The 21,586-nt window shown below is 28.8% G+C and carries 13 protein-coding genes; 9 read left to right on the forward strand and 4 right to left on the reverse strand.

The annotated features are described in order from the left end of the window. Positions 1-13: 13 nt before the first annotated feature. The 3 genes from BTO18_RS13455 to BTO18_RS13465 form a co-directional block, all read right to left on the reverse strand. Positions 14-1,645 (reverse strand): tetratricopeptide repeat protein, encoded by a 1,632-nt coding sequence (locus tag BTO18_RS13455; RefSeq protein WP_105016719.1) that lies wholly within the window; start codon positions 1,643-1,645, stop codon positions 14-16. A gap of 347 nt (positions 1,646-1,992) precedes the next feature. Further along, a complete protein-coding gene (locus BTO18_RS13460) occupies positions 1,993-2,748 on the reverse strand; it encodes a LytR/AlgR family response regulator transcription factor (protein WP_170063277.1) in 756 nt (251 codons plus the stop codon). 83 nt (positions 2,749-2,831) lie between these two features. After that, positions 2,832-3,389, reverse strand: coding sequence for a hypothetical protein (locus tag BTO18_RS13465; protein ID WP_105016721.1), 558 nt, complete (start codon positions 3,387-3,389; stop codon positions 2,832-2,834). 351 nt (positions 3,390-3,740) lie between these two features. Here BTO18_RS13465 and uvrC point away from each other — a divergent pair, with 351 nt between their 5' ends. The 3 genes from uvrC to BTO18_RS13480 all read left to right on the forward strand — a co-directional run bounded on the left by uvrC (position 3,741) and on the right by BTO18_RS13480 (position 8,533). Beyond that, on the forward strand, positions 3,741-5,540 hold the full coding sequence (gene uvrC, locus BTO18_RS13470; protein WP_105016722.1) for an excinuclease ABC subunit UvrC: 1,800 nt from the start codon (positions 3,741-3,743) through the stop codon (positions 5,538-5,540). A 103-nt stretch (positions 5,541-5,643) separates the two neighbouring features. Further along, the gene (locus BTO18_RS13475) at positions 5,644-6,327 is read left to right on the forward strand and encodes an Abi family protein (RefSeq protein WP_105016723.1); all 684 of its coding nucleotides are present in this window, start codon (positions 5,644-5,646) and stop codon (positions 6,325-6,327) included. 4 nt (positions 6,328-6,331) lie between these two features. Beyond that, a complete protein-coding gene (locus BTO18_RS13480; protein WP_105016724.1) occupies positions 6,332-8,533 on the forward strand; it encodes a patatin-like phospholipase family protein in 2,202 nt (733 codons plus the stop codon). A 22-nt stretch (positions 8,534-8,555) separates the two neighbouring features. Here the strand turns inward: BTO18_RS13480 and BTO18_RS13485 are convergent, their stop codons facing one another. After that, a complete protein-coding gene (locus BTO18_RS13485) occupies positions 8,556-10,799 on the reverse strand; it encodes an inorganic phosphate transporter (protein WP_105016725.1) in 2,244 nt (747 codons plus the stop codon). 239 nt (positions 10,800-11,038) lie between these two features. On the opposite strand from BTO18_RS13485, the gene BTO18_RS13490 reads away from it, so the two are divergent. The 6 genes from BTO18_RS13490 (at position 11,039) to BTO18_RS13510 (ending at position 21,579) form a co-directional block, all read left to right on the forward strand. Then, entirely contained in the window at positions 11,039-13,855 is a 2,817-nt protein-coding gene (locus BTO18_RS13490) for a TonB-dependent receptor (protein WP_105016726.1), read from the forward strand. Positions 13,856-13,952: 97 nt separating this feature from the next. Next, positions 13,953-16,172, forward strand: coding sequence for a beta-helix domain-containing protein (locus BTO18_RS17880; RefSeq protein WP_211295606.1), 2,220 nt, complete (start codon positions 13,953-13,955; stop codon positions 16,170-16,172). Positions 16,173-17,027: 855 nt separating this feature from the next. Continuing rightward, positions 17,028-17,165 (forward strand): transposase, encoded by a 138-nt coding sequence (locus BTO18_RS17500; RefSeq protein ID WP_226789046.1) that lies wholly within the window; start codon positions 17,028-17,030, stop codon positions 17,163-17,165. Between the two features lie 209 nt (positions 17,166-17,374). Then, positions 17,375-18,691, forward strand: coding sequence for a DEAD/DEAH box helicase (locus BTO18_RS13500; protein ID WP_105016727.1), 1,317 nt, complete (start codon positions 17,375-17,377; stop codon positions 18,689-18,691). Between the two features lie 56 nt (positions 18,692-18,747). Then, a complete protein-coding gene (locus BTO18_RS13505; RefSeq protein WP_105016728.1) occupies positions 18,748-20,040 on the forward strand; it encodes an aminopeptidase P family protein in 1,293 nt (430 codons plus the stop codon). 78 nt (positions 20,041-20,118) lie between these two features. Then, entirely contained in the window at positions 20,119-21,579 is a 1,461-nt protein-coding gene (locus tag BTO18_RS13510) for a DUF4403 family protein (protein ID WP_105016729.1), read from the forward strand. Positions 21,580-21,586 lie beyond the last annotated feature (7 nt).

Below are 21,586 nucleotides of genomic sequence, written 5' to 3' on the forward strand. Positions count from 1 at the left end.
CAATTATATCTTCTTATAAATTTCTTATGAACTTGTCCATGGTTTTGATAGAATCAAAATCAAGCTTATCCTTTAGTCTTGTTTTGGATTTTAAAACACTAGCAGGAGAGATCGAAAGAATACTAGCAATTTCTTTTGTAGTAAGTTTTATCTTTATAAGAGAGATAAGTCTTTGTTCATTAATTGTAAAATTTAAGTCCTTATAATTATTAGATAGATTTTTAAAAAAATTTGGGTACAGTATATCAAAATAAAAGATGAACGATAACCAATCTTTTTTATCAATAATGACATTTTTGAGGTTTTCTATAATCTCATTCATATTTTTCTTTGAGTCAGCAGTATCATTATTTAATGCTTTTTTTAATTCATTTTGACTAATCTTTAACTTCTTTTTAAATTGATATCTATTAATGAGAAAAACAAAAGTGATTAGTATTAAAATCAATAGAGCTATAATTAAATCTTGATTTCTTTTTTTTAGCTTTTGTCTATTTAATTGATTTCTTTTTTTTAGCTCAGAAAACTCATATTTAGAAGTTAATTCTTTTATTTTGTTAACATTAGCTCTAAAATTTAATGTGTCTTTTATTGCAACATAATTTCTGTAGGAAATTAAAGCTTTGTCATACAGCTTAACCTCTTCATAGAGTTTGTATACAAGTGTATATGCATCTTTCAGTATGATTAAATTATCGAGATTTTTTAATATTTCTATTGATTGATTTGCTAATCCTATTGCCTCTTGGAGTTGATTTTTCTTTTTAAATATTTTAGATTGATTTAGCAAAACCCTTGCTTGTCCTAAACTATCTCCTGAAATCATTCTCAACTTTAATGATTTATTGTAGTAACTTATTGCTTTATCAGATTTACCAATAAGATTATAAGCAAAGCCAAGATTGTTCAACGCTCTAGCTGTTTCTGTAAGATCTCCTGTAGATTGTAAAATATTGTATGCCTTTTTATTAAAATCTATGGAAAGGCCAAGATTGTTTTTTTTGTATTCTAAAACACCAAGGTTAAGGTATATTTGACCAGATCTATATGCAAGCTTATTTTGTTTGGCTATTTGTAACGCTTCTATAAAATATTTATTAGCTTCCTTTAGTTCACCCATTCTTTGTTTAATTAATCCAATATTTTGTATATGATTAATTATTAAATCTTTATTATCTAATTTTTTAGCATAAGAAAGTCCTTCAAAGTGTATTTCAATAGCTTCTGCATATCTCCCTTCTCTTAATTTCATTACCCCATAGGCGAGCTGAATATTTGCCAATTCCTTTTGAAAATTATTTTTCTCAGAAATCTTTATAGCCATTTTAAGAAGACTATCTGTTTTGTGCAATTTGTTTTTTTTAGAATAGTAAGTGGCATAAACCAACATTCTATTAACATCTCCTTTTGGGTATTGTAAACTTTTAGATAAAATAGATGACTGGTTTAATAGTTCTTTTGACTCATTGGGTTTTACAGTTAATAAATAACTTGCAAGGCTATTTAATACATCTATTTTTTGAATTCCTTTAGATTTGGGTAAAAGACTTTTAAGGCTATCTATTTCGTTTTGAGCGTGAAAAGAAGATGTAAGTAATAAGAAGATTAGAAGAACAAACTTGTTAAGTTTAAAAAACTGTAACATAATTTTTATATAAATTTTGATTTTAAAATTAAATAAATATTCTGGAATATATTTATTTAATCGAAATGATTTAATGAGATCTATAAAATATTCTTAAATTTTTTATAGAATCCTTGCAAAGCATCGTATAGAAAATCAACTCTTCGTGAAATATAATAAAGAGATTTCTAAAATTTACCAATTATCTGCCTTGTATGGTTGAGAAGTTGTAGATAATACAAAAGCTAACTTTTTTAAAACATTATCTACTAAAAATACTTTTTAGATATAAATATACTCTATATAAAAACTTACTTTTTGGTGTTATAGTAGTTTTACAATTACTATAACTTAAATCAAATCTATAGTTATATTTTCAATTTTTTATAGACAACTTCAAAAAAAGGAGCTGAAACTGGTATTACAAACGCTACATTTTTTAAATATAATCTCGCATTTTGTTTATTACCCTTTAAAGAGATGATAAACGCAGGGTTTATTATATAAGAACGATGTACTTTTAAAAAATAAGGAAGTTGTTTTTTTATGTTTGTAAGCGTACATCTGAATAGTTTTTCTTTAAGAATATCTTCCTCAAAATAGAAAATAGTAACATAGTTATTTTCAGATTTTATGTATGCAAGATTTGATAAATCAATTAAAAAAGAACTCTTTTTTAAACTTCCAAAGATTCTAACTTTTTTCACATGGTCATTAATTGTAATTTTGGGTATATTATTGTCAACTTTCGGTCTAATAATTGCTCTCCTTAAAAAAACAGCAGAAAAGAATAATAAAAAACCAAAACCTAAAAAAACAATTTTAAACCAATTGAAAAAATAGTTTGTATTGGTTACTCTTTCAGGTTTATTATTGATAAAAATTTCAGTGTAGTAGAAAGAAATTATAATGGATGCAATAACAAATAATAAGCAAAGTATAATTTCCTCAAAAATTCTCCAAATTTTTACTTTACTGTAATAGAAAGAAGAAACAAAGTGAAAAATTAAATAACTAAAAAAAGTGATAACTCCATAAACTAGAAAATAAAATTCTTTAAATGCAAGAGTAGAAGTACCAGTATCAAAAGGTTTTAAAAAGAAAATAATAAATAAGACAAACAAACCCAGTAAGACTCCTATAAGAAGATGAAATTTTAGAGTGCGAGTATAGGAAAATGAATTTTTTAAAAACACGTAGATTTATTTTATATAAATCGAAGTTTATATTTAGCATCAAAATAGGCAATACCTAGCATTAGAATACATGAAATTACAAATGTAATAACATTTAAAAATAGTGAAAACTTATTGTATTTCGAAATTTTAAAAATTAAAAAGAAAAGAAAAATCACTACAATTGAAGAAATAGTATATAAGTTTAGATTTAAATTTAAGCTAATTCTACCTTCATCATTTGGCTGAAATTGATTAGCCCAAGCTGCACCAAGTCTCATAACAAAGGGTAAAAATAGAAATGGATATAATAAAATGTTATTTCTTTTTTTAAGAATTAAATAAAATACTATAGCTTGGATAATGGTAAATATTGGCCCAGAAGCACTTGTTATTATCTGTTCAGTTTTTGATAATTTTTTTGAAGCATCTTTTACACCAGCTCCATTTAAGGTAAAACTAGCATCATACCCTAATAATTCATAAGCTATCCAATGACTCATTTCATGAAAGAAAAATGTTAGAAAAGTAGCAATAATTAATATAGTTATGTACTTAATAAAAGCAACTTTTTGTTTGTAGATTTTCATATTAAAACATTTTATTTTTCTAAAGTATTACAATATAAATTTCAAAGTTAGAACTTGCTTGCTAAAAACAAATAAACCTATGTTTTTGTGGTTAATTCATATTTTTTGTGGTGTATTATTACATCAATTAGCCCCATCATAAATACATAATTTTTCAAGAATTTGTAAACTGATAAAATCTTTGAAATTTTTAACCTTAAATATTTCATTTAGTTGATTTAGAAATTTAATTATTGATGCTAATTTTAAGAATAAGCCAATTTAGAATTTTGTTTGAGTTCTTTATTTAGACAGAAAATTTTATTTGAAGTGTTTTCTTCAAGAAGCTCGTAAAAAGATGTATTTTTGAGCATGACTCCATCTTTAGAACTTCAAATAAAAACCTTGCCAAATTCACCTGGAGTTTATCAATATTTTGATGCTGAAGACAAAATAATTTATGTTGGTAAAGCTAAAAATTTAAAGAAAAGAGTCAGTTCTTACTTCACAAAAACACACGATAGTGGTAAAACACGAGTGCTTGTTAAAAATATTATTAGCATTAAACATATTGTTGTTAAGACAGAAACAGATGCACTTTTATTAGAAAATAATCTCATTAAAAAATACAAGCCCAAGTACAATGTATTGCTAAAAGACGATAAAAGTTATCCCTGGCTGTGTATTAAAAAAGAACGTTTTCCAAGAGTATTTTTAACACGTAGAGTTATTAAAGATGGTTCTGAGTATTTTGGTCCTTTTACCTCTGTAAAAACAGTAAAAATTTTATTAGATTTAATCAAAGAGCTATATACTATTAGAACATGTAAGTACGATTTAAGTCAAGAAAAAATAAACGCAGGTAAATACAAAGTGTGTTTAGAATATCATTTAGGCAATTGTTTAGGACCCTGTGAAGGTTTAGAAACTGAAACTCATTATAATAATTCTATCAAGGAAATTAAAAACATTATTAAAGGAAATTTTAAAGAAAGTTTAGAGAGATTAAATACTTTAATGCTAGATTTTGCTTCTAAAATGGAGTTTGAAAAGGCTCAAAAAATAAAAGAAAAACTTGATAGATTAAGTAATTACCAAGCAAAAAGTACAGTGGTTAACCCATCTATAAATAATGTTGATGTTTTTTCTATTATAAGTGATAACACTCATGGATATGCAAATTTTTTAAAGCTTTCTAACGGATTAATAATTCAATCGCATACCACAGAAATAAAGAAAAAGTTAGATGAAACAAATCAAGAACTATTAGAATTGTTTATTGTAGAAATTAGACAACGTTTTAACTCACAATCGCCAGAAATTTATGTTCCTTTTTCTGTTGATGTTGGCGAAAATATAAAAGTTACCATCCCAAAACTGGGTGATAAAAAACGTATTGTAGAGCTTTCTGAACGTAATGCAAAATATTACAGAATGGAGCAATTCAAACAGATAAAAATTGTTGATCCAGACAGACACGTAAACAGAATAATGGCACAAATGAAAGTAGATTTGCGTCTAAAAGAGGAACCAAGACACATAGAATGTTTTGATAATTCTAATATTCAAGGTACAAACCCTGTGGCTGCCTGTGTAGTTTTTAGAAATGGAAAACCTAGTAAAAAGGAATACAGACATTACAATATAAAAACGGTTGAAGGTCCAGATGATTTTGCATCTATGGAAGAAGTTGTTTTTAGAAGATACAAACGTTTGCTAGCAGAAGGCGAATCTTTGCCACAACTAATTATTGTTGATGGAGGAAAAGGACAATTATCATCAGGTGTAAAAGCTTTAGAAACTTTAGGTTTAAGAGGTAGAATAGCAATAATTGGTATTGCAAAACGTTTGGAAGAAATTTATTATCCAGATGATCCAATACCTTTATATTTAGATAAAAAATCGGAAACTTTAAAAATTACACAGTTTTTAAGAAACGAAGCTCATAGATTTGGAATTACCTTTCATAGAAACAAACGTAGTAAAAGTGCTATACAAAGTGAGTTGGAATTGATACCTGATATTGGTGATAAAACCATTACCAATTTATTGCGTAAATTTAAATCCGCAAAACGTGTTAAAGAAGCTTCTTTAGACAGTTTAAAAGAAGTTATTGGTAATGCAAGAGCTATGAAAGTGTATCAGTTTTATCATCCGAAAAAAGAAAAGTAATATTATAAAAAACGGAACCCAACAGTTTGAAAAATCAGGGACTATTGGGAATAAGATAACACAAAAGTAATGATTATATTTATTTTGACAAAATAACTAATAAATGCAATATAATAAGTTTAAGGAAATATTATCTTCAGCTAGAATGAATAGATATTTTCTTGCTTGTAATAACAATACTAAGAAAGCGATGACTTTGTATCGTCTTAACCTAAAATTATCTCAAGAGTTTTTTACAATAATTAGTTGTTTTGAGATTGCATTGAGAAATAAAATTGATAAGCAATGTATATCACATTTAGGAACTAATTGGTTAAAAGATGGAGTCCAGTTAAATGGAATTTTTGATAACGGAAATTGTTGGCAAACAAAAAAGAGTATTGACGATGCTATTGCAAAGCTAGGAAATTCTTATACACATAATAAATTAGTTGCAGAGTTAGGTTTTGGTTTTTGGAGGTTTATGTTTGCTAGATATCAATTCAATGCAACTCACAGAATAATGTTAAGAATATTCCCTTCAAAACCAATAAGTACTCCAACAACCCAATATAATCAGAACTATGTTTTTAATGAATTGAAAAAAATTAATAATTTTAGAAATAGAATTGCTCATCATGAGCCAATCTGTTTTAATCAAACTCAGCCAATTAAAAGCTCACTTTATGCTAGACAACATTACACTATAATTCTTCAATTATTTCAATGGATGAATATAGATGAATCTGACTTTTTATATGGATTAGACCATATTAATAAAGTTTGTGATAGGTTAGATAATCTTTAAGAGAATGAAAAACAAATTACTTTTTTTTATATTCTTAATTTCTATGGTTAGTTTTTCACAACAAAAACAACCAAAAATTGGTTTGGTTTTAAGTGGAGGTGGTGCAAAAGGATTTGCACATATAGCTATTTTAAAAGAGATAGATAAAGCTGGTATTCAGTTAGATTATATTGGTGGTACAAGTATGGGAGCCATAATTGGCGGTTTATATGCTGCAGGTTATTCAGGCTTAAAAATAGAGAAAATTGTAAAAGAAACAGATTTTATAAAAATTTTAAGAGACCAACTACCAAGAAGTACATCAACATTTTTTGAAAAAGAACATGGAGAAAAGACGAAGATTGCACTCCCTGTAAGTAAAGGAAAGGTGGGGTTACCAAAAGGTATCTCTAGAGGGCAAAGCGTCTTAAATTTACTTTGCGAATTATTAGATTCAACAGAAGATATCGATGATTTTTCCAAATTACCAATTCCATTTTTTTGTATAGCTACAGATGTAGAAACTGGGGGAGAAGTATTACTAGAAAAAGGCTTTTTACCTATAGCCTTAAGAGCAAGTAGTTCATTCCCAACACTTTTAAATCCTGTTTTTTGTGATGGTAAACTTTTAGTTGATGGTGGTGTAGCTAATAATTTCCCTGTAAGTATAATGAAATCTAAAGGTGTGGATATTATAATTGGAGTTGATGTAGAAGGTAGATTGTTTGAAAAGGAAAAGTTAACTTCTGCAATAGCTATATTAAATCAGATTGTGAGTTATCAAATGTACAATAAAAGTGAAAAAGAAAAAGAGAAACTAGATGTTTATGTGCATCCAGATATCTTCGAATTTAATGTAGTTGATTTTGATAAAAAAGATAAAATTTTAGAAAAAGGAGAGATAGAAGCAAAAAAATACACCAAAATTTTTGAAGAGATATCAAAAAAACAACATTCAAAAAAGAAAAGAAAATCATTAAAAATAAATACTTCTAAAAGATATATTTCTAAAATTGATTTAAAAGGTTCTAACTTCTATACTAGGGCTTTTGTATTAGGTAAATTAAATATTAAAGAAGGAGATAGTGTTAGCAGGTATGAGATATCAAAAAAAATAAATTTACTATCAGCCACAAAGAATTATGATAGAATAGATTATAAATTAAAAAAGAATAAAGATGATGGTTATGAATTAAGTTTTTCATTAACAGAATCTAAAGAAAATGCATCAATAAGTTTAGGAGCTCATTACGATTTTTTGTATAAATCTGGCATATTAGCAAATTATAGTCATAAACACTTACTTATTGAAAACGACTTACTTTCTCTAGATATTATTTTAGGTGATAATTTAAGATATAATCTCAACTATTTTGTTGATAATGGTTTTTATATCAGTTATGGTTTTAGGTCTAGGTATAATCACTTTAGAGATAATGCAAAGTTTAGTTTAGCAACTTTTCAGTTACCAAATATTAGTAGTATCAACTTGAATTATACAGACATTACCAATCAATTTTTTATACAGACAACGTTTAACAGAAAATTTGCATTGGGTTTAGGAGCAGAACATAAACACCTTAATATTTCTACAGAAACTGTTGTTACTAGCAACAATGAAAAAACAATTATTGATAGAAGTAATTATTATAGCCTTTTTGGGTATTTAAAACTAGATACTTATGATAAAAAATACTTTGTAACGAAAGGTTATTTCGCAGATTTAAGTTTTAAATGGTACTTGTCTTCATCAGATTATCAAAATAACTTTAGAAGATTTTCTCAAGCAACAGGTACTTTGGGCTTTGCAACTACTTTTTGGGATAAATTAACATTTCAAAATACAAATCAAGCAGGTTTTACATTAGATAACCCTAACTCAACAGTTTTTGATTATTATTTAGGAGGTTATAACCAAAACTATATTAATACATTTATTTCTTTATATGGATATGAATTTTCTGATTTGTCTGCTAAATCGTTTATAAAATCAGAATTAACTTTAAGATATGCTATTACCGAAAAAAATTATGCAAGTTTTATTGCCAATTATGCACGTATAGACAATAATGTATTTAAAGATATAGAATTGTTTAAAGATATACGTTCTGGTTATGCTTTAGGGTACAGTTACGATTCTTTTTTAGGGCCAATTGAATTAAAATATAGTTGGTCTCCAGATACAAAAAGAAGTTATTGGTTATTTAATTTAGGTTTTTGGTTCTAATACAGAATCTTTTTTCAGTTTACTATTTAGTACTCAAATAAAACTCTTCGTATGTTTCTAAAAGACTAGTTAGTGCTTTCAATAAATCTTTACTTTCCAAAAGAATACTAAAGTATAAAGTAGTATTTTTTGGGCTACTTTCATCAGTTCTAATTCTAGCTACTTGCTTTTCTATAGAAGCTGTTACTTTGGTTAATAAATCTCTTTTTTGCATTAAAATAGAATTTAAATCTTCAAAATTTCTCGATTTAAAAATAGCACTGATATTTTCTAGAATTTCATTAAGTTGATTATTAATTTCCTTTAAATCTTTAAGCTGTCCCTTTTTTAAATTTTTATGATTGTTGTTTACGTGCTTAAAACTTGCTCTAGAAATATAACTTATAGATTGTGCAGAATCTTGTAAATAACCTAATACTAAAATATAAAACTTACTGGCTTGTACAGAAGTTTCATCTAAAGATTTAATAAAATAGAAAACATTATCTTTTAAATCGTCTATTTCATCATTTAATTTTGCAACATGTTTATCTGTTTTACGCAGCTTATTTAAATCATGATTTGCTAAATCATTAACAACATTCGTGTATAATTTATTAATTCTACTTGCAACACCAGAAATATGATCTGCACTTTCTTCAATTACACCATTTATAGTGATAGATTCAGATCTTTCAATGTACGTTTTTCTTTTAATTTCATTTGTTTTCTTTCTATGAGCAATTGAGTTTCTAGTAATTAGAAAGGCAACTACTACTAATAAAACAGGAATCATAGCAATATGCCAACTAATTAAATACGCTACAATACCAGCAGCTACAAAAGCAATAATTGCTGTTAAAAACCAACCACCAATTACGTTTAATACTCCTGCAACTCTATATACAGCACTTTCACGTCCCCAAGCTCTATCAGCTAAAGAAGTACCCATAGCCACCATAAATGTTACATAAGTAGTTGACAAAGGTAATTTCATTGAAGTAGCAATAGAAATTAAAACACTAGCCATAATTAAGTTAACAGAAGCTCTAACAAGATCAAAAGCAGGCATTTCAAATGTTTTGTCTTTTGGTAATTTTACAACGGGTTTTTCAAATTTTGAATTGATATAAGTCTGCGTGTTTTTAGGGATAATATAATTAATTCCAGCATTTAAAAACATCGAAAAACGAACTACAATTCTAGATACATTATTTGGTTGAAATTTCTCATGACCCTCTCCTTGTCTAGATAAGTTAATACCTGTTTCGATTACAGACTTTGCTTTAGAAGATGTCCATAAAGTAATTACCATAATTGCACCAGCCAATAAAAGTAACCAAATATTTGAAGGTACTTTTTTAGCTAAACTACCCATAGAAAAAGCATCAGGAGCAATATTAGATATACTCCAAGCTTCATAAGAATTTAGTGCTGCAATTGGCACACCAATAAAGTTTACTAAATCATTACCAGCAAAAGCCATGGCTAAAGAGAAAGTACCAACCCCAATTATAATAACTAAAATATCAAGTTTCAATACTTTTGTTAAAAAATGAGAAATTAAAGTCCAGATAACAAAACTAAAAGCTACAATTTCTAATGTATTTCCTTCTAAATAATCTTCTATACTTCCATAAAATTGAGTTCCTTTCAAACCTTTAATAATAATAAAATAGGTTATTGCAGTTATAGCAAAACCCCCAAATAAAGAGTTGATATAAGCAGGCCTAGATTCAAAGTTGAATGAATAAATTAATCTTGAAAAATATTGTACAATAGCACCCACAGTAAAGGCTACAACAACAGAGAGTAAAATACCTAATATTATATCTGAAGCAGTATTGTAGTTAATGTAGTTCCAAATTGCAGAAAATGTCTCGTTATCATTTTGAGAGATTTTTATCAATGCAATAACTACAGCAGAACCTAATAACTCAAAAACAATAGAAACTGTTGTAGAAGTAGGCATTCCTAATGAGTTAAAAACATCTAAAAGCAATATATCTGTTATCATTACTGCCATGAATATGAACATAACATCTTGAAACATAAACATACTAGGATTAAAGATTCCTTTTCTGGCAACTTCCATCATTCCACTAGAAGAAACAGCACCAAAGAAAACACCAACACTAGCAATAATCATAATGTTTCTTACAGAAATTGCTTTAGAACCTATTGCAGAATTTAAAAAGTTTACAGCATCATTACTAACACCAACTACTAAATCTACTATGGCTAGAACAGCTAATGCAACAAGCATTAACACATAAGGATCTCCCATTTTTTAAATTTTTTACAAAGAAACAAATTTAATTACTCCATAAATTGATAATGTTATCTAAATGTTATGATATAAAACATTAATCTCACAGATAGTTTTCCAAAGAGATTCAAATATAAATTAGATTTACTCAAATCAGGTAACATTAACTTAACAGGTTATTAACACAAGTATAATTCTTAACTAACAAAGACTTTACAAAAGTAATAGACTTTTGCAAAATAATTAATGTCATAGAAATGAAGAAAATTCTATTTATTTTATTTTTGGCTTTAGGTCAAATTTCAATAGCTCAAAACAATGCAACAGTTAAAGGTATTTTAACTGATAAAGAAGCAGGGAATGAGCCATTACCATTCGCAAATGTAATTATTAAAGGAACTACTATAGGATCTACAACCGATTTTGATGGTAAATATTCATTAAAAGTTCCTGCTGGGAGCCATGTTATCGTTTTTAGTTTTTTAGGATATAAATCAATTGAAAAACCATTTGCAATTAAGGCAGGTGAAACAATTACTATAAATCAATTAATGTCTGCTGAAGAAGGTGTTGCTTTAGATCAAGTTGTTGTGAAAACTACTACTAGTAGAGAAAAAGAATCTGCTTTATTACTGCAACAAAAAAAAGCGGTAACCATAGATCAAAAAATAGGTCAACAAGAATTGATAAAAAAAGGAGTAAGTGATGCTGCAACTGCTTTAACTAAAACTACAGGTATTTCCAAACAACAAGGTTCAGGTAGTGTCTTTGTAAGAGGTTTAGGAGACAGGTATAACACAACTACTTTAAATGGGTTACCATTACCATCTAATAACCCTACCAATAAAAATATTGATTTAGGTATTTTCTCTACTGATATTATTGAATTTATATCGATAGATAAAACATTTAATACTAAAAATTATGGAGATTTTAGTGGAGCTAATATAGATATATCATCAAAAAAGTATAAAGGTCAAGGCTTTTTAGAAATAGGTTTTGGTTCAGCAGTAAATTCAGAAGCTATAAGTCAAAACACTTTTTACTTAAATGATGGTCCTAATTACACTGGTTTTTATGATGTAGGTATTCCAAACTTTCCATTAAACAATTATAATTTTGGTACAAGTTGGGATAGAGAAGAAGCTAATACACCAATAAATTTGAGTTTATCTATTAAAGGTGGAGATTCTTATGAGCTAGGAGAAGACACTAAATTGAGCTTTTTTGGAGTAGCTTCTTTTAATAATGATTATAACTTTAGAGAAGGGGTAAATAGAGGTAGTGTTAATACAGGTGCAGTTGCTAGAAGAGATTATGATTACACATCTTACATCTATCAAACAAATTTTACTGCTATGGGTAATATTTTATTAAAGCACAAATCCAATGAATTTAGATACAATGCCTTGATGATTAATACTACAAATCAAACCCAAGAAGAGTATTTTGGTAGTGTAGATATATTTGATTATGCTCCAAATGGAGGTGCATTTGTTCAAAGAGCATTATTTGAAAGAACATCCTTGTTTGTTCATCAACTTTTAGGAGATCATAAAATTAATGAGAATATAGAAGTAAACTGGGGTGGAGCATACAATTTTGTAGCAAATGATATTCCTAACAGACGTCAAGTAATCTTAACTCCAGATGATTGGAATGTGCCTAATGGACCAAAATCTTTTAAAGAAACTTTAAATCAATCAGATAATCATAGATTTTTTCAAGATTTAGAAGAAGAAGAATTAGCAGCAAATGCTTCAGTTTCTTATAAATTTGATAAAAACGAAGATGAAGACTATTTAGGAAAAGTAACTTTAGGCTACAATGGAAGATTTAAAAACGTAGATTTTAATGCTACACAATTTAATTTTGCCATACGTAATAGAGGTTCAAGTGCAGTTCCTCAACCTCTAATTAATGATATTTACAATTTAGATAGTTACTTTAATCAAGCTAATTTTAATGCTGGTTTATTTGATATTAGAACGTTTAGAGGTGGTTTAGGGACTAGTATAGATGTATTAAGACCACAATCTTATGGGGGTGACCAAACAATCCATGCTGGTTTTGTTAATGGAGAATATAAATTTTCTGAAAAATTTACAGCTGTAGTTGGTATTAGATTCGAACAGATTAATCAATCTTTAAGTTTTGACACTTCATTACAGCAAGGTTCAAGCGAATTAGATCAATTAGAAATACTACCATCAATATCATTAAAGTACGAACTTGATGAAAAAAATAATTTAAAATTTGCTGCCAGTAAAACCTATACCTTACCACAATTTAAAGAAAGAGCTCCATTTCAATACGATGAAACACCTACATTAACAACACTTGGTAACCCAGCTCTATATACTTCCACCAATTATAATTTAGATTTTAAATGGGATTTCTTTCCTAAATCTGATGAAATAATATCAGTAGGGTTATTTGGCAGATTTATTAATGATCCAATCAATAAAATCACAATTAACTCCGCTTCAAATGATGTGAGTTGGGTAAATTCTGGTGATTTGGCTACAGCATATGGTATAGAATTAGAAGCTAGAAAAAACATTATTGAAAGTGAAGTTGAAACAGAAGAAAATACTTTAAAAACAAAACTCTCTGTAGGTTTAAACATTTCATACTTGCAAACCAACCAAGATTTAGATGCTAATAAAGTATTTACCGAAACTACAGCTGCAGGTTTTCCTTTAAGTGTTGATTTTTCTTTTGCTGAAAGTTCTTTAACAGGAGCATCAGATTTATTATTAAATGCAGATATTTCATTTTTAAAAGAATTTAAGAAAGATAAAAGTATACAGTCAACAGTAGCTTTCAATTATTTTTCTGATAGAATATTTGCTTTAGCTACAGAATTAGGTAGAGGTGATATTGTAGATTCTGGTATCCCAACATTAGACTTTATTTTTAAATATAATGCAAATAAAAATATTGGTTTAGGCTTAAAAGTAAACAATATTCTAAATCCAACAGTAAAAAGAACTCAAGAAGTTCAAGATGTTCTGGTTACTTCATTTAATTTAGGTGTAGACTTTAATTTATCGTTAAGCTATAACTTTTAGTTAACACAAGGGTAACTTAAGCATAAGTTTACAGAAACGTTTAATTAACGCAATCAAACCTAATTTTGAGGAGTTGAAAAAATAAATTAAAACAAAAATGAAAAAACAAATTTTATCAATTTTAATAGTATTAACTAGTTTCACGTTTGTAGTATCATGTGGTAGTGATGATCCTGTTATAACTGCATCATGTTCAGATGGAATTCAAAATGGAGATGAAACAGGAGTAGATTGTGGAGGTTCTTCATGTCAACCTTGTACAGCTAACAATAAATTATCTGGAGATATCACTACAGATGTTACTTTAGATGCTTCAATTACTTATGATTTAACTGCTGCTTACGTAGTAAGAGATGGTGGTGTTTTAAGAATACCAGCTGGTACAAAAATAGAAGCTTCTGGGGGTACTGCATCATACATTGCAGTTGCTCAAGGAGGTAAAATTTTTATTGATGGTAATAAAGACAATCCAGTAGTAATGACGTCTGCTTCTGCAAACCCTGCTCCTGCTGATTGGGGTGGATTAGTAATTTGTGGTAAAGCTCCAACTAACGTTGGTGCAACTGCAACTTCTGAAGTTGCTGATTTAACTTACGGAGGTTCAGTTTCTAATGATAATTCTGGTTCTATTCGTTACTTAAGGTTAGAATATACAGGAGCTACATTCAACAGTTCTAAAGAATTTAACGGACTTTCTTTATTTGGTGTTGGTTCTGGCACAACAGTAGAATATGTTCAGTCGTATGAAGGTGGAGATGATGGCATCGAATTTTTTGGTGGTACTGTTAATGGTAAATATTTAGTTTCAACAAATTCTGGTGACGATTCAGTTGATTATGCAGATGGTTGGGCTGGTACAGGAGAATATTGGTATATTTCTGGTGGAGCTAAAGCTGGTATAGAGGGTTCTAACAATGGAGACAATGGAAACGCTACTCCAGTTACAAAGGCTACTTTAAAAAACATAACTGTTGTAGGACCTGTAACAGAAGGTGCTTTATATTACAAAGAAGGTGGTGGTACAGTTAATATCGATAACTTTTACATTGCAGGTACAGATTTAGGTGTATTTGTAAAAGATACAGATGCTGAAGCAGCTGCTAGAATAGAAGCTGGAGATTTAACGATGACAAATGTTCAGTTTGCTAATAACATTTCTGGTTTTTCAGTAACAAATTATGCAGGCTTAAACCAATCATTTTTAATACAAGGTATTGCAACTGGAGCTGGTAAAGGTGCTGCTGCTCCTGATTGGGCTGCTGGTTGGACAAGAGGTTTAAGTAATTCTGGAGTAACTACAGAAAACTTAGCTGGTGAAGTTACAGGAGACATCACTTTAAACAAAGATATTGAGTATTTATTAACTAGTTCTTTTGTAGTAAAAGATGGTGGTAAATTAACAATTCCTGCTGGTACAACTATTAAAGCTACTGGTGGAACAGCATCTTACATTGCTGTTGCACAAGGTGGTCAAATTTTTGTAGAAGGTGAGGCTAATAACCCAGTAGTTATGACTTCTGGTGCTACAAACCCTGCTGCTTCAGATTGGGGTGGTTTAGTAATTTGTGGTAAAGCACCAACAAATGTTGGTTCAGTTGCTACTTCCGAAGTTGCAGATTTAACTTATGGAGGTTCAGTTTCTAATGATAATTCAGGTTCTATTCGTTATTTAAGAGTTGAATACACAGGTGCTACTTTTAATAGCTCTAAAGAGTTTAATGGAGTTTCTTTATTTGGTGTTGGTTCTGGTACTACTTTCGAGTATGTTCAATCTTTTGAAGGAGGAGATGATGGTATTGAATTTTTTGGAGGAACTGTAAATGGTAAATGGTTAGTTTCTACTAATTCTGGTGATGATTCTATCGATTTTGCTGATGGATGGGCAGGTACAGGAGAATTCTGGTATATTTCTGGTGGTGCTAAAGCAGGTATAGAAGGTTCTAACAATGGCGATAATGGTAATGCAACTCCTGTAACGAACGCTACTTTAAAAAATATTACGGTTGTAGGACCAGTAACTGAAGGAGCGTTATATTACAAAGAAGGTGGTGGTGCATTTACCATTGATAACTTTTACACAAGTAATGTTGATTTAGGTATTAATGTAAAATCTACAGATGCTGAAGCAGCTGTAAGAATAGAAGCTGGAGATTTAACAATGACTACTGTTGAGTTTGCTAGTAAAGCTTCTGGTTTTCAAATAACTAATTACACAGGTGCTAAAGGATCTACATTTGTTACTGAAGCAACTGCAACTGGTGCAGGGAATGGTGCTGCTGCTCCATCTTGGGCTACTGGTTGGACAAGAGGTTTATAGATAAGAAAATATATAGTAAAAAGGCTGTCTAAAAAGGCAGTCTTTTTTTGTTTTTTTTAATTCTTACTTTAGATTTAGAGAATGAGCAAAAAAGTAGTCTTTAAGGTCTATTAGCAAAATTAGTTAAGTCTTTTACCACCCAGTTATGATGATTTAACTTCTGTTAATCATCCAGTTCGTATTGTAAACACGATTGTAGATTATTTAGATATAAGTAGTCTAGAGCAAAGCTACAAAAGAGGAGGGACTTCAGTTATCATCCTTGAATGTTGCTCAAAATTATCATTTATGCTTATTTATGTAATCTGTATTCTTCACGTAAAATAGATATTATGCTACTTTTATGTAAATGAAGGAGGATTATGTGCAGAATAGACAACTAAAACCCACCTATAATATACAAGCTTCTACGATCAATCAATATCTAACCAATTACATACTAGCGCAAATAATAGCTGATAACCCCCAAACTAAAAGACTACGTTGATAATCATATAGAAAACTATACTGATTTTGAGAATAAAAATATTACTGCTTTTGTAAAATGTAATTACTTCCATAAAGAACAATTAGATAAGAAGAAGGGAAAAATGAACCTATTTCGTCTAGATCAGTTATACTATCATAAAAGAAACAGACACTTATTACTGTTTTATCTGATAAGCGATGACTAACATTAGTGTTTATAAAAAGAAAACAAAAAATGATTTTGAAAAAGAAATTCATTGATATCAAGCTAAAAATTGCAAGGGATGCCCGTTGATAAGTCATTGTAATAAATAAAAACGATTGCATCATAGAACACTATTAATCAGTGAGCAAGGTATTGCTAAAAGAAAATAACGTTGCTGGGACGTGGTAGCTGTCTTTGGATGTATAAAACACAATATGAACTTTAAAAACTTTATTTTAAGAGGAATTGATAAAGTAAATGTAGAAATAGGACAAATTGCAATGGTATACAACTTGAATAAGTTCAGTTTAGCGATATAAAATCGCTTTTACTTTCTTAAAATTGGACTTTTTAACAAAAAAATCACAATCAAAACAACAAACTAAAAAAATGAAAAAGGAAATCGCCTAAAAATTACTTTTTAGACAATCTTTTTTTATTCATATCAAATTTACATTTTTCTTAAATTAAAGAATGTACATTTGTACTTATCTAAAAACATACTTCTGTTTTTTCTTAAAACAAACACATGTCATTTAAAGACCTAGGTTTATCAGATCCTTTCTTAAAAGCTATTGCAGAAAAAGGATATACTGAACCTTCTCCAATTCAAAAAAAAGCAATTCCACATATTTTAAAAGGGAAAGATATTTTAGCTTCTGCACAAACAGGAACAGGAAAAACAGCAGGTTTTACCTTACCTATTTTACAATATTTATCAGAAACCAAGCATCCAAAATATAGACCTTTAAGAGCTTTAGTCTTAACACCAACTAGAGAATTAGCGGCTCAAGTACATGAAAACGTAAGAGAATATAGTAAGTATGTAAATATAAAATCTGCAGTAATTTTTGGTGGTGTAAAACCAGCATCACAAATAGCAACATTAAGAAAAGGTGTAGATTTTTTAGTAGCAACTCCAGGTAGATTATTAGATTTACATGAACAAAAAGCAGTTTCTTTTAAAAGGATTGATGTTTTTATTTTAGATGAAGCTGATCGAATGTTAGATATGGGTTTTGTTAGAGACATTAACAAAATTATTAGTTTTATGCCTGTTAAACGTCAAAATTTGATGTTTTCGGCAACTTTTTCTAATGATATTAAAAAGTTAGCTTCTGGTATTTTGAGAAATCCTATATCTGTAGAAACTGCTCCTCAAAATTCCACTGCTAAAAAAGTAACTCATAAAGTTTTTAAGGTTGATAAAAAAAGAAAAACAGAGTTTACCATTCAATTGATAAAAGATAACAATTGGAATCAAGTTTTAATCTTTACAAGAACCAAACATGGTGCAAATAGATTAACTGATAAGTTGATAAAATCAAAAATTTCAGCTGCTGCAATTCATGGAAATAAAAGTCAAGGTGCAAGAACAAAAGCGTTAAAAAATTTTAAGGAAAACACCATTAGAATTTTGGTAGCTACAGATATTGCTGCACGTGGTTTAGATATTCCTTTATTACCTCATGTTATCAATTACGAATTGCCAAATGTACCTGAAGATTATGTGCATAGAATTGGTAGAACAGGAAGAGCAGGAGCTGAAGGAGAAGCAATCTCTTTAGTGTGTAGTGAAGAGACTGAATATCAAAAAGAAATTGAAAAATTACTGAATGAGAAATTAGAATCTACAATTGTAAAAGGATTTGAACCTACAGATACTGCTTCTGCAAAAAGAGCAGCTACCCAAAGTAAGGGATCTTTTGGTAAAAAGAAAAAACCAGCAAATTCTAGTGATTCAAAAAAGAAAAAACCTAAAAGGAAGCCTCATTTTAAAGGAAATAATCAAAATAATACTTCTGGGAAACAAAGAAGAGGTACTGCTAAAAAGAAGCGTTTTTAAGCCTCTTTTTTGTTGATAATATTATTGCTACCTTTGATTTTAAAATTATTTTTAGCATGAAATATCATCCAATAGATTCTAAACTTTTTATCAAAAATCGTAAAAACTTTATGGCTCAAATGAAGCCGAAAAGTATTGCCGTTTTCAATTCTAACGATATTTATCCTATTAGCGCAGATAGTACTATGTCTTTTGAGCAACATAGAGATATCTTTTATTTATCTGGTGTAGATCAAGAAGAAAGTGTTTTACTATTGTTTCCTGATTGCCCAAATGAGGAATTACGTGAAGTGCTTTTTGTTAGAGAAACTAATGAGCATATAGCAGTTTGGGAGGGTGAAAAACTAACCAAAAAAGCTGCTACAAAAACAAGTGGTGTAAAAACAATTTATTGGTTACAAGATTTAGAAAAAGTATTGTTTGAAATGATTACTTATGCAGATACTTTTTACATCAATACTAATGAACATTATAGGGCTTCAGTAGAAACAGAAACACGTGAAGGTCGATTTACAAAATGGTTATTGGCAAAATATCCTGCACATAATGTGGCTAAAAGTAATCCTATTTTGCAACGTCTACGTTCTGTAAAAGAGCAAATTGAATTGGATTTAATGCAACATGCATGTAATATTACAGAAAAAGGTTTTAGAAGAATTTTAGACTTTGTAAAACCCAATGTTTGGGAGTATGAAATTGAAGCAGAATTAATGCATGAATTTTTAAGAAACAGATCTAAAGGATTTGCTTATACTCCAATTATTGCAAGCGGTAATAATGCAAACGTATTGCATTATATAGAAAATAATCAACAATGTAAAGATGGTGATTTAATTTTGTTTGATATTGCTGCAGAATATGCAAATTATAAAAGTGATTTGAGTAGAACAATTCCTGTAAATGGAAAGTTCACTGATAGACAAAAAGCTGTTTACAATGCTGTAAACCATGTAAAAAAAGAAGCAACAAAATTATTAGTTCCAGGTACCTTATGGAAAGAATATCATGTAGAAGTTGGTAAAATTATGACTTCTGAATTGCTAAAACTAGGTTTATTAGACAAGGCTGATGTGCAAAATGAAGACCCTAAATGGCCAGCTTACAAAAAATATTTTATGCATGGTACAAGTCATCATATTGGTTTAGATACTCATGATTATGGTTTATTACATGAGCCTATGCAAGCAAATATGGTGTTTACAGTTGAGCCAGGGATTTATATACCTGATGAAGGTTTTGGCATTCGTTTAGAGGATGATGTGGTTATCAAAGAAAAAGGAGAGCCTTTTAATTTAATGCAAAATATACCTATAGAAGCTGAAGAAATAGAGGAGTTGATGAATTCATGATTATAATAAATATCACTATTTGTAGGGATATTTATTAGTGTTTTTTTCAAATAATTTTGAGTTCTAAAACTTTTAATTATGAAGAAAATTATCTTAATTCTAACTATTGTATTGCTTACTAGTTGTGCAAAAAAGATTTACCCTGAAAAACCAAGTAAAGGAACAATTAAAAAAGTTGAGTATAAAAACTCTTTTATTACTCTTCCCTTTAATTTCTCAATCAAAGAAATACAAAATCTTTTAAATACTAAAATCCCAAAAGGATTAGTTTATCATCAAAAAAATGGTATTGGAGGTTTTTATAGAAGTGATGTTCGTTTATACAGAAATAGCCCAATATCATTTACTGTTTCAGGAAGTAAATTGCGTTTTGCAATACCTATCAAAGTAGATGTTTATGGTGCTAAAAGAAAAAAAATTTTCTTTGCCTACGTAACCAAAACAGGTAGAGGTACAGCTAGAGCAACTGTATATTTAGACGTAGATTTAAAACTTAAACCAGATTACAGTTTTGATGTAGCTACAGATTTAAATGCATCTTTACACCAAGCAGTAATAAAAATACCTTTATTAGGAAACATTGTTGGACCAATATTTGGAAACCCTAAAATAACTATTAGCGTAAAAAGTCTAGTAAAACCTGAACTAAAAAAGGCTATTAATAAGGCAATTCCTAATCTAAATAATCTCTTAAAAGCTGAAGTAAACAAAGTAAATATTAAAAAAGAAGTAGAAAAATATTGGACCAAATTAGGCAAACCTATTAATCTTCAAGAAAATGCTTGGTTAGAAACAAAACCTACAGGGCTTTATTTTAATAACATTAGTTCTAATAGTAATTCTTTTAATATTAAAGTGGGGCTTTCATCTAAATTAAAGTTAGCATACAAAGACGCACCAAAAATCTATAAAGATCCACAACCAAACCTAACTGTAGATCAATTAAAAGATGGGAATTTTAATATTTATCTCCCAACTTCAATATCTTTTGATAAACTTGAAAAAGAAATCAACGAAAAGATTGCTGGTAAGACCTATTTTTCTAAAAATAAAAAACATAAAGTAAAAGTTAATAAAATATTTATTTATGGAAGTAAAAATGTAGATGCCCAAACTATAGCTATAGGAATTGATTTTAAAGGCAAAATCAAGGGATTATTCAAAAAAAGGGTAAAAGGTGAGTTATGGTTTAATTTATTTCCAGAATATGACTCGATTACAAAAGTTGTTCGTCTAAAAGATTTAAAGTTTACATCGAATACCAACAGCATTTTAATTGATAAAGCTGTTCCTTGGTTAGCAGATAAATTTTATATGGAAAAAATATTGGATGAATCTAAAGTAGAAATTGCAGGTGATTTAGAGAACTACAAAAAACTTATAAATGAAGAAATAAAAGAAATAATTCTCGATAAATTAACTATAAAAGGAGCTCTAAAGTCACTTAATTTTGAAGGTTTTAATATTGGTAAAGAAAAAATGATTTTATTAATTACTGCGGATGGTATTCTTAAAACATCTCCTATTAAAATAGAATAGCTACATA

It is taken from the genome of Polaribacter porphyrae (assembly GCF_002954685.1).
Lineage (GTDB): Bacteria > Bacteroidota > Bacteroidia > Flavobacteriales > Flavobacteriaceae > Polaribacter > Polaribacter porphyrae.

Excerpts from the sequence above, each read along its gene's own strand:
- BTO18_RS13455 (WP_105016719.1), bottom strand. The coding sequence starts at position 1,645 with ATGTTACAGTTTTTTAAACTTAACAAGTTTGTTCTTCTAATCTTCTTA.
- BTO18_RS13465 (WP_105016721.1), bottom strand. The coding sequence starts at position 3,389 with ATGAAAATCTACAAACAAAAAGTTGCTTTTATTAAGTACATAACTATA.
- uvrC (WP_105016722.1), top strand. The coding sequence starts at position 3,741 with ATGACTCCATCTTTAGAACTTCAAATAAAAACCTTGCCAAATTCACCT.
- BTO18_RS13475 (WP_105016723.1), top strand. The coding sequence starts at position 5,644 with ATGCAATATAATAAGTTTAAGGAAATATTATCTTCAGCTAGAATGAAT.
- BTO18_RS13480 (WP_105016724.1), top strand. The coding sequence starts at position 6,332 with ATGAAAAACAAATTACTTTTTTTTATATTCTTAATTTCTATGGTTAGT.
- BTO18_RS13485 (WP_105016725.1), bottom strand. The coding sequence starts at position 10,799 with ATGGGAGATCCTTATGTGTTAATGCTTGTTGCATTAGCTGTTCTAGCC.
- BTO18_RS13490 (WP_105016726.1), top strand. The coding sequence starts at position 11,039 with ATGAAGAAAATTCTATTTATTTTATTTTTGGCTTTAGGTCAAATTTCA.
- BTO18_RS17880 (WP_211295606.1), top strand. The coding sequence starts at position 13,953 with ATGAAAAAACAAATTTTATCAATTTTAATAGTATTAACTAGTTTCACG.
- BTO18_RS13500 (WP_105016727.1), top strand. The coding sequence starts at position 17,375 with ATGTCATTTAAAGACCTAGGTTTATCAGATCCTTTCTTAAAAGCTATT.
- BTO18_RS13505 (WP_105016728.1), top strand. The coding sequence starts at position 18,748 with ATGAAATATCATCCAATAGATTCTAAACTTTTTATCAAAAATCGTAAA.
- BTO18_RS13510 (WP_105016729.1), top strand. The coding sequence starts at position 20,119 with ATGAAGAAAATTATCTTAATTCTAACTATTGTATTGCTTACTAGTTGT.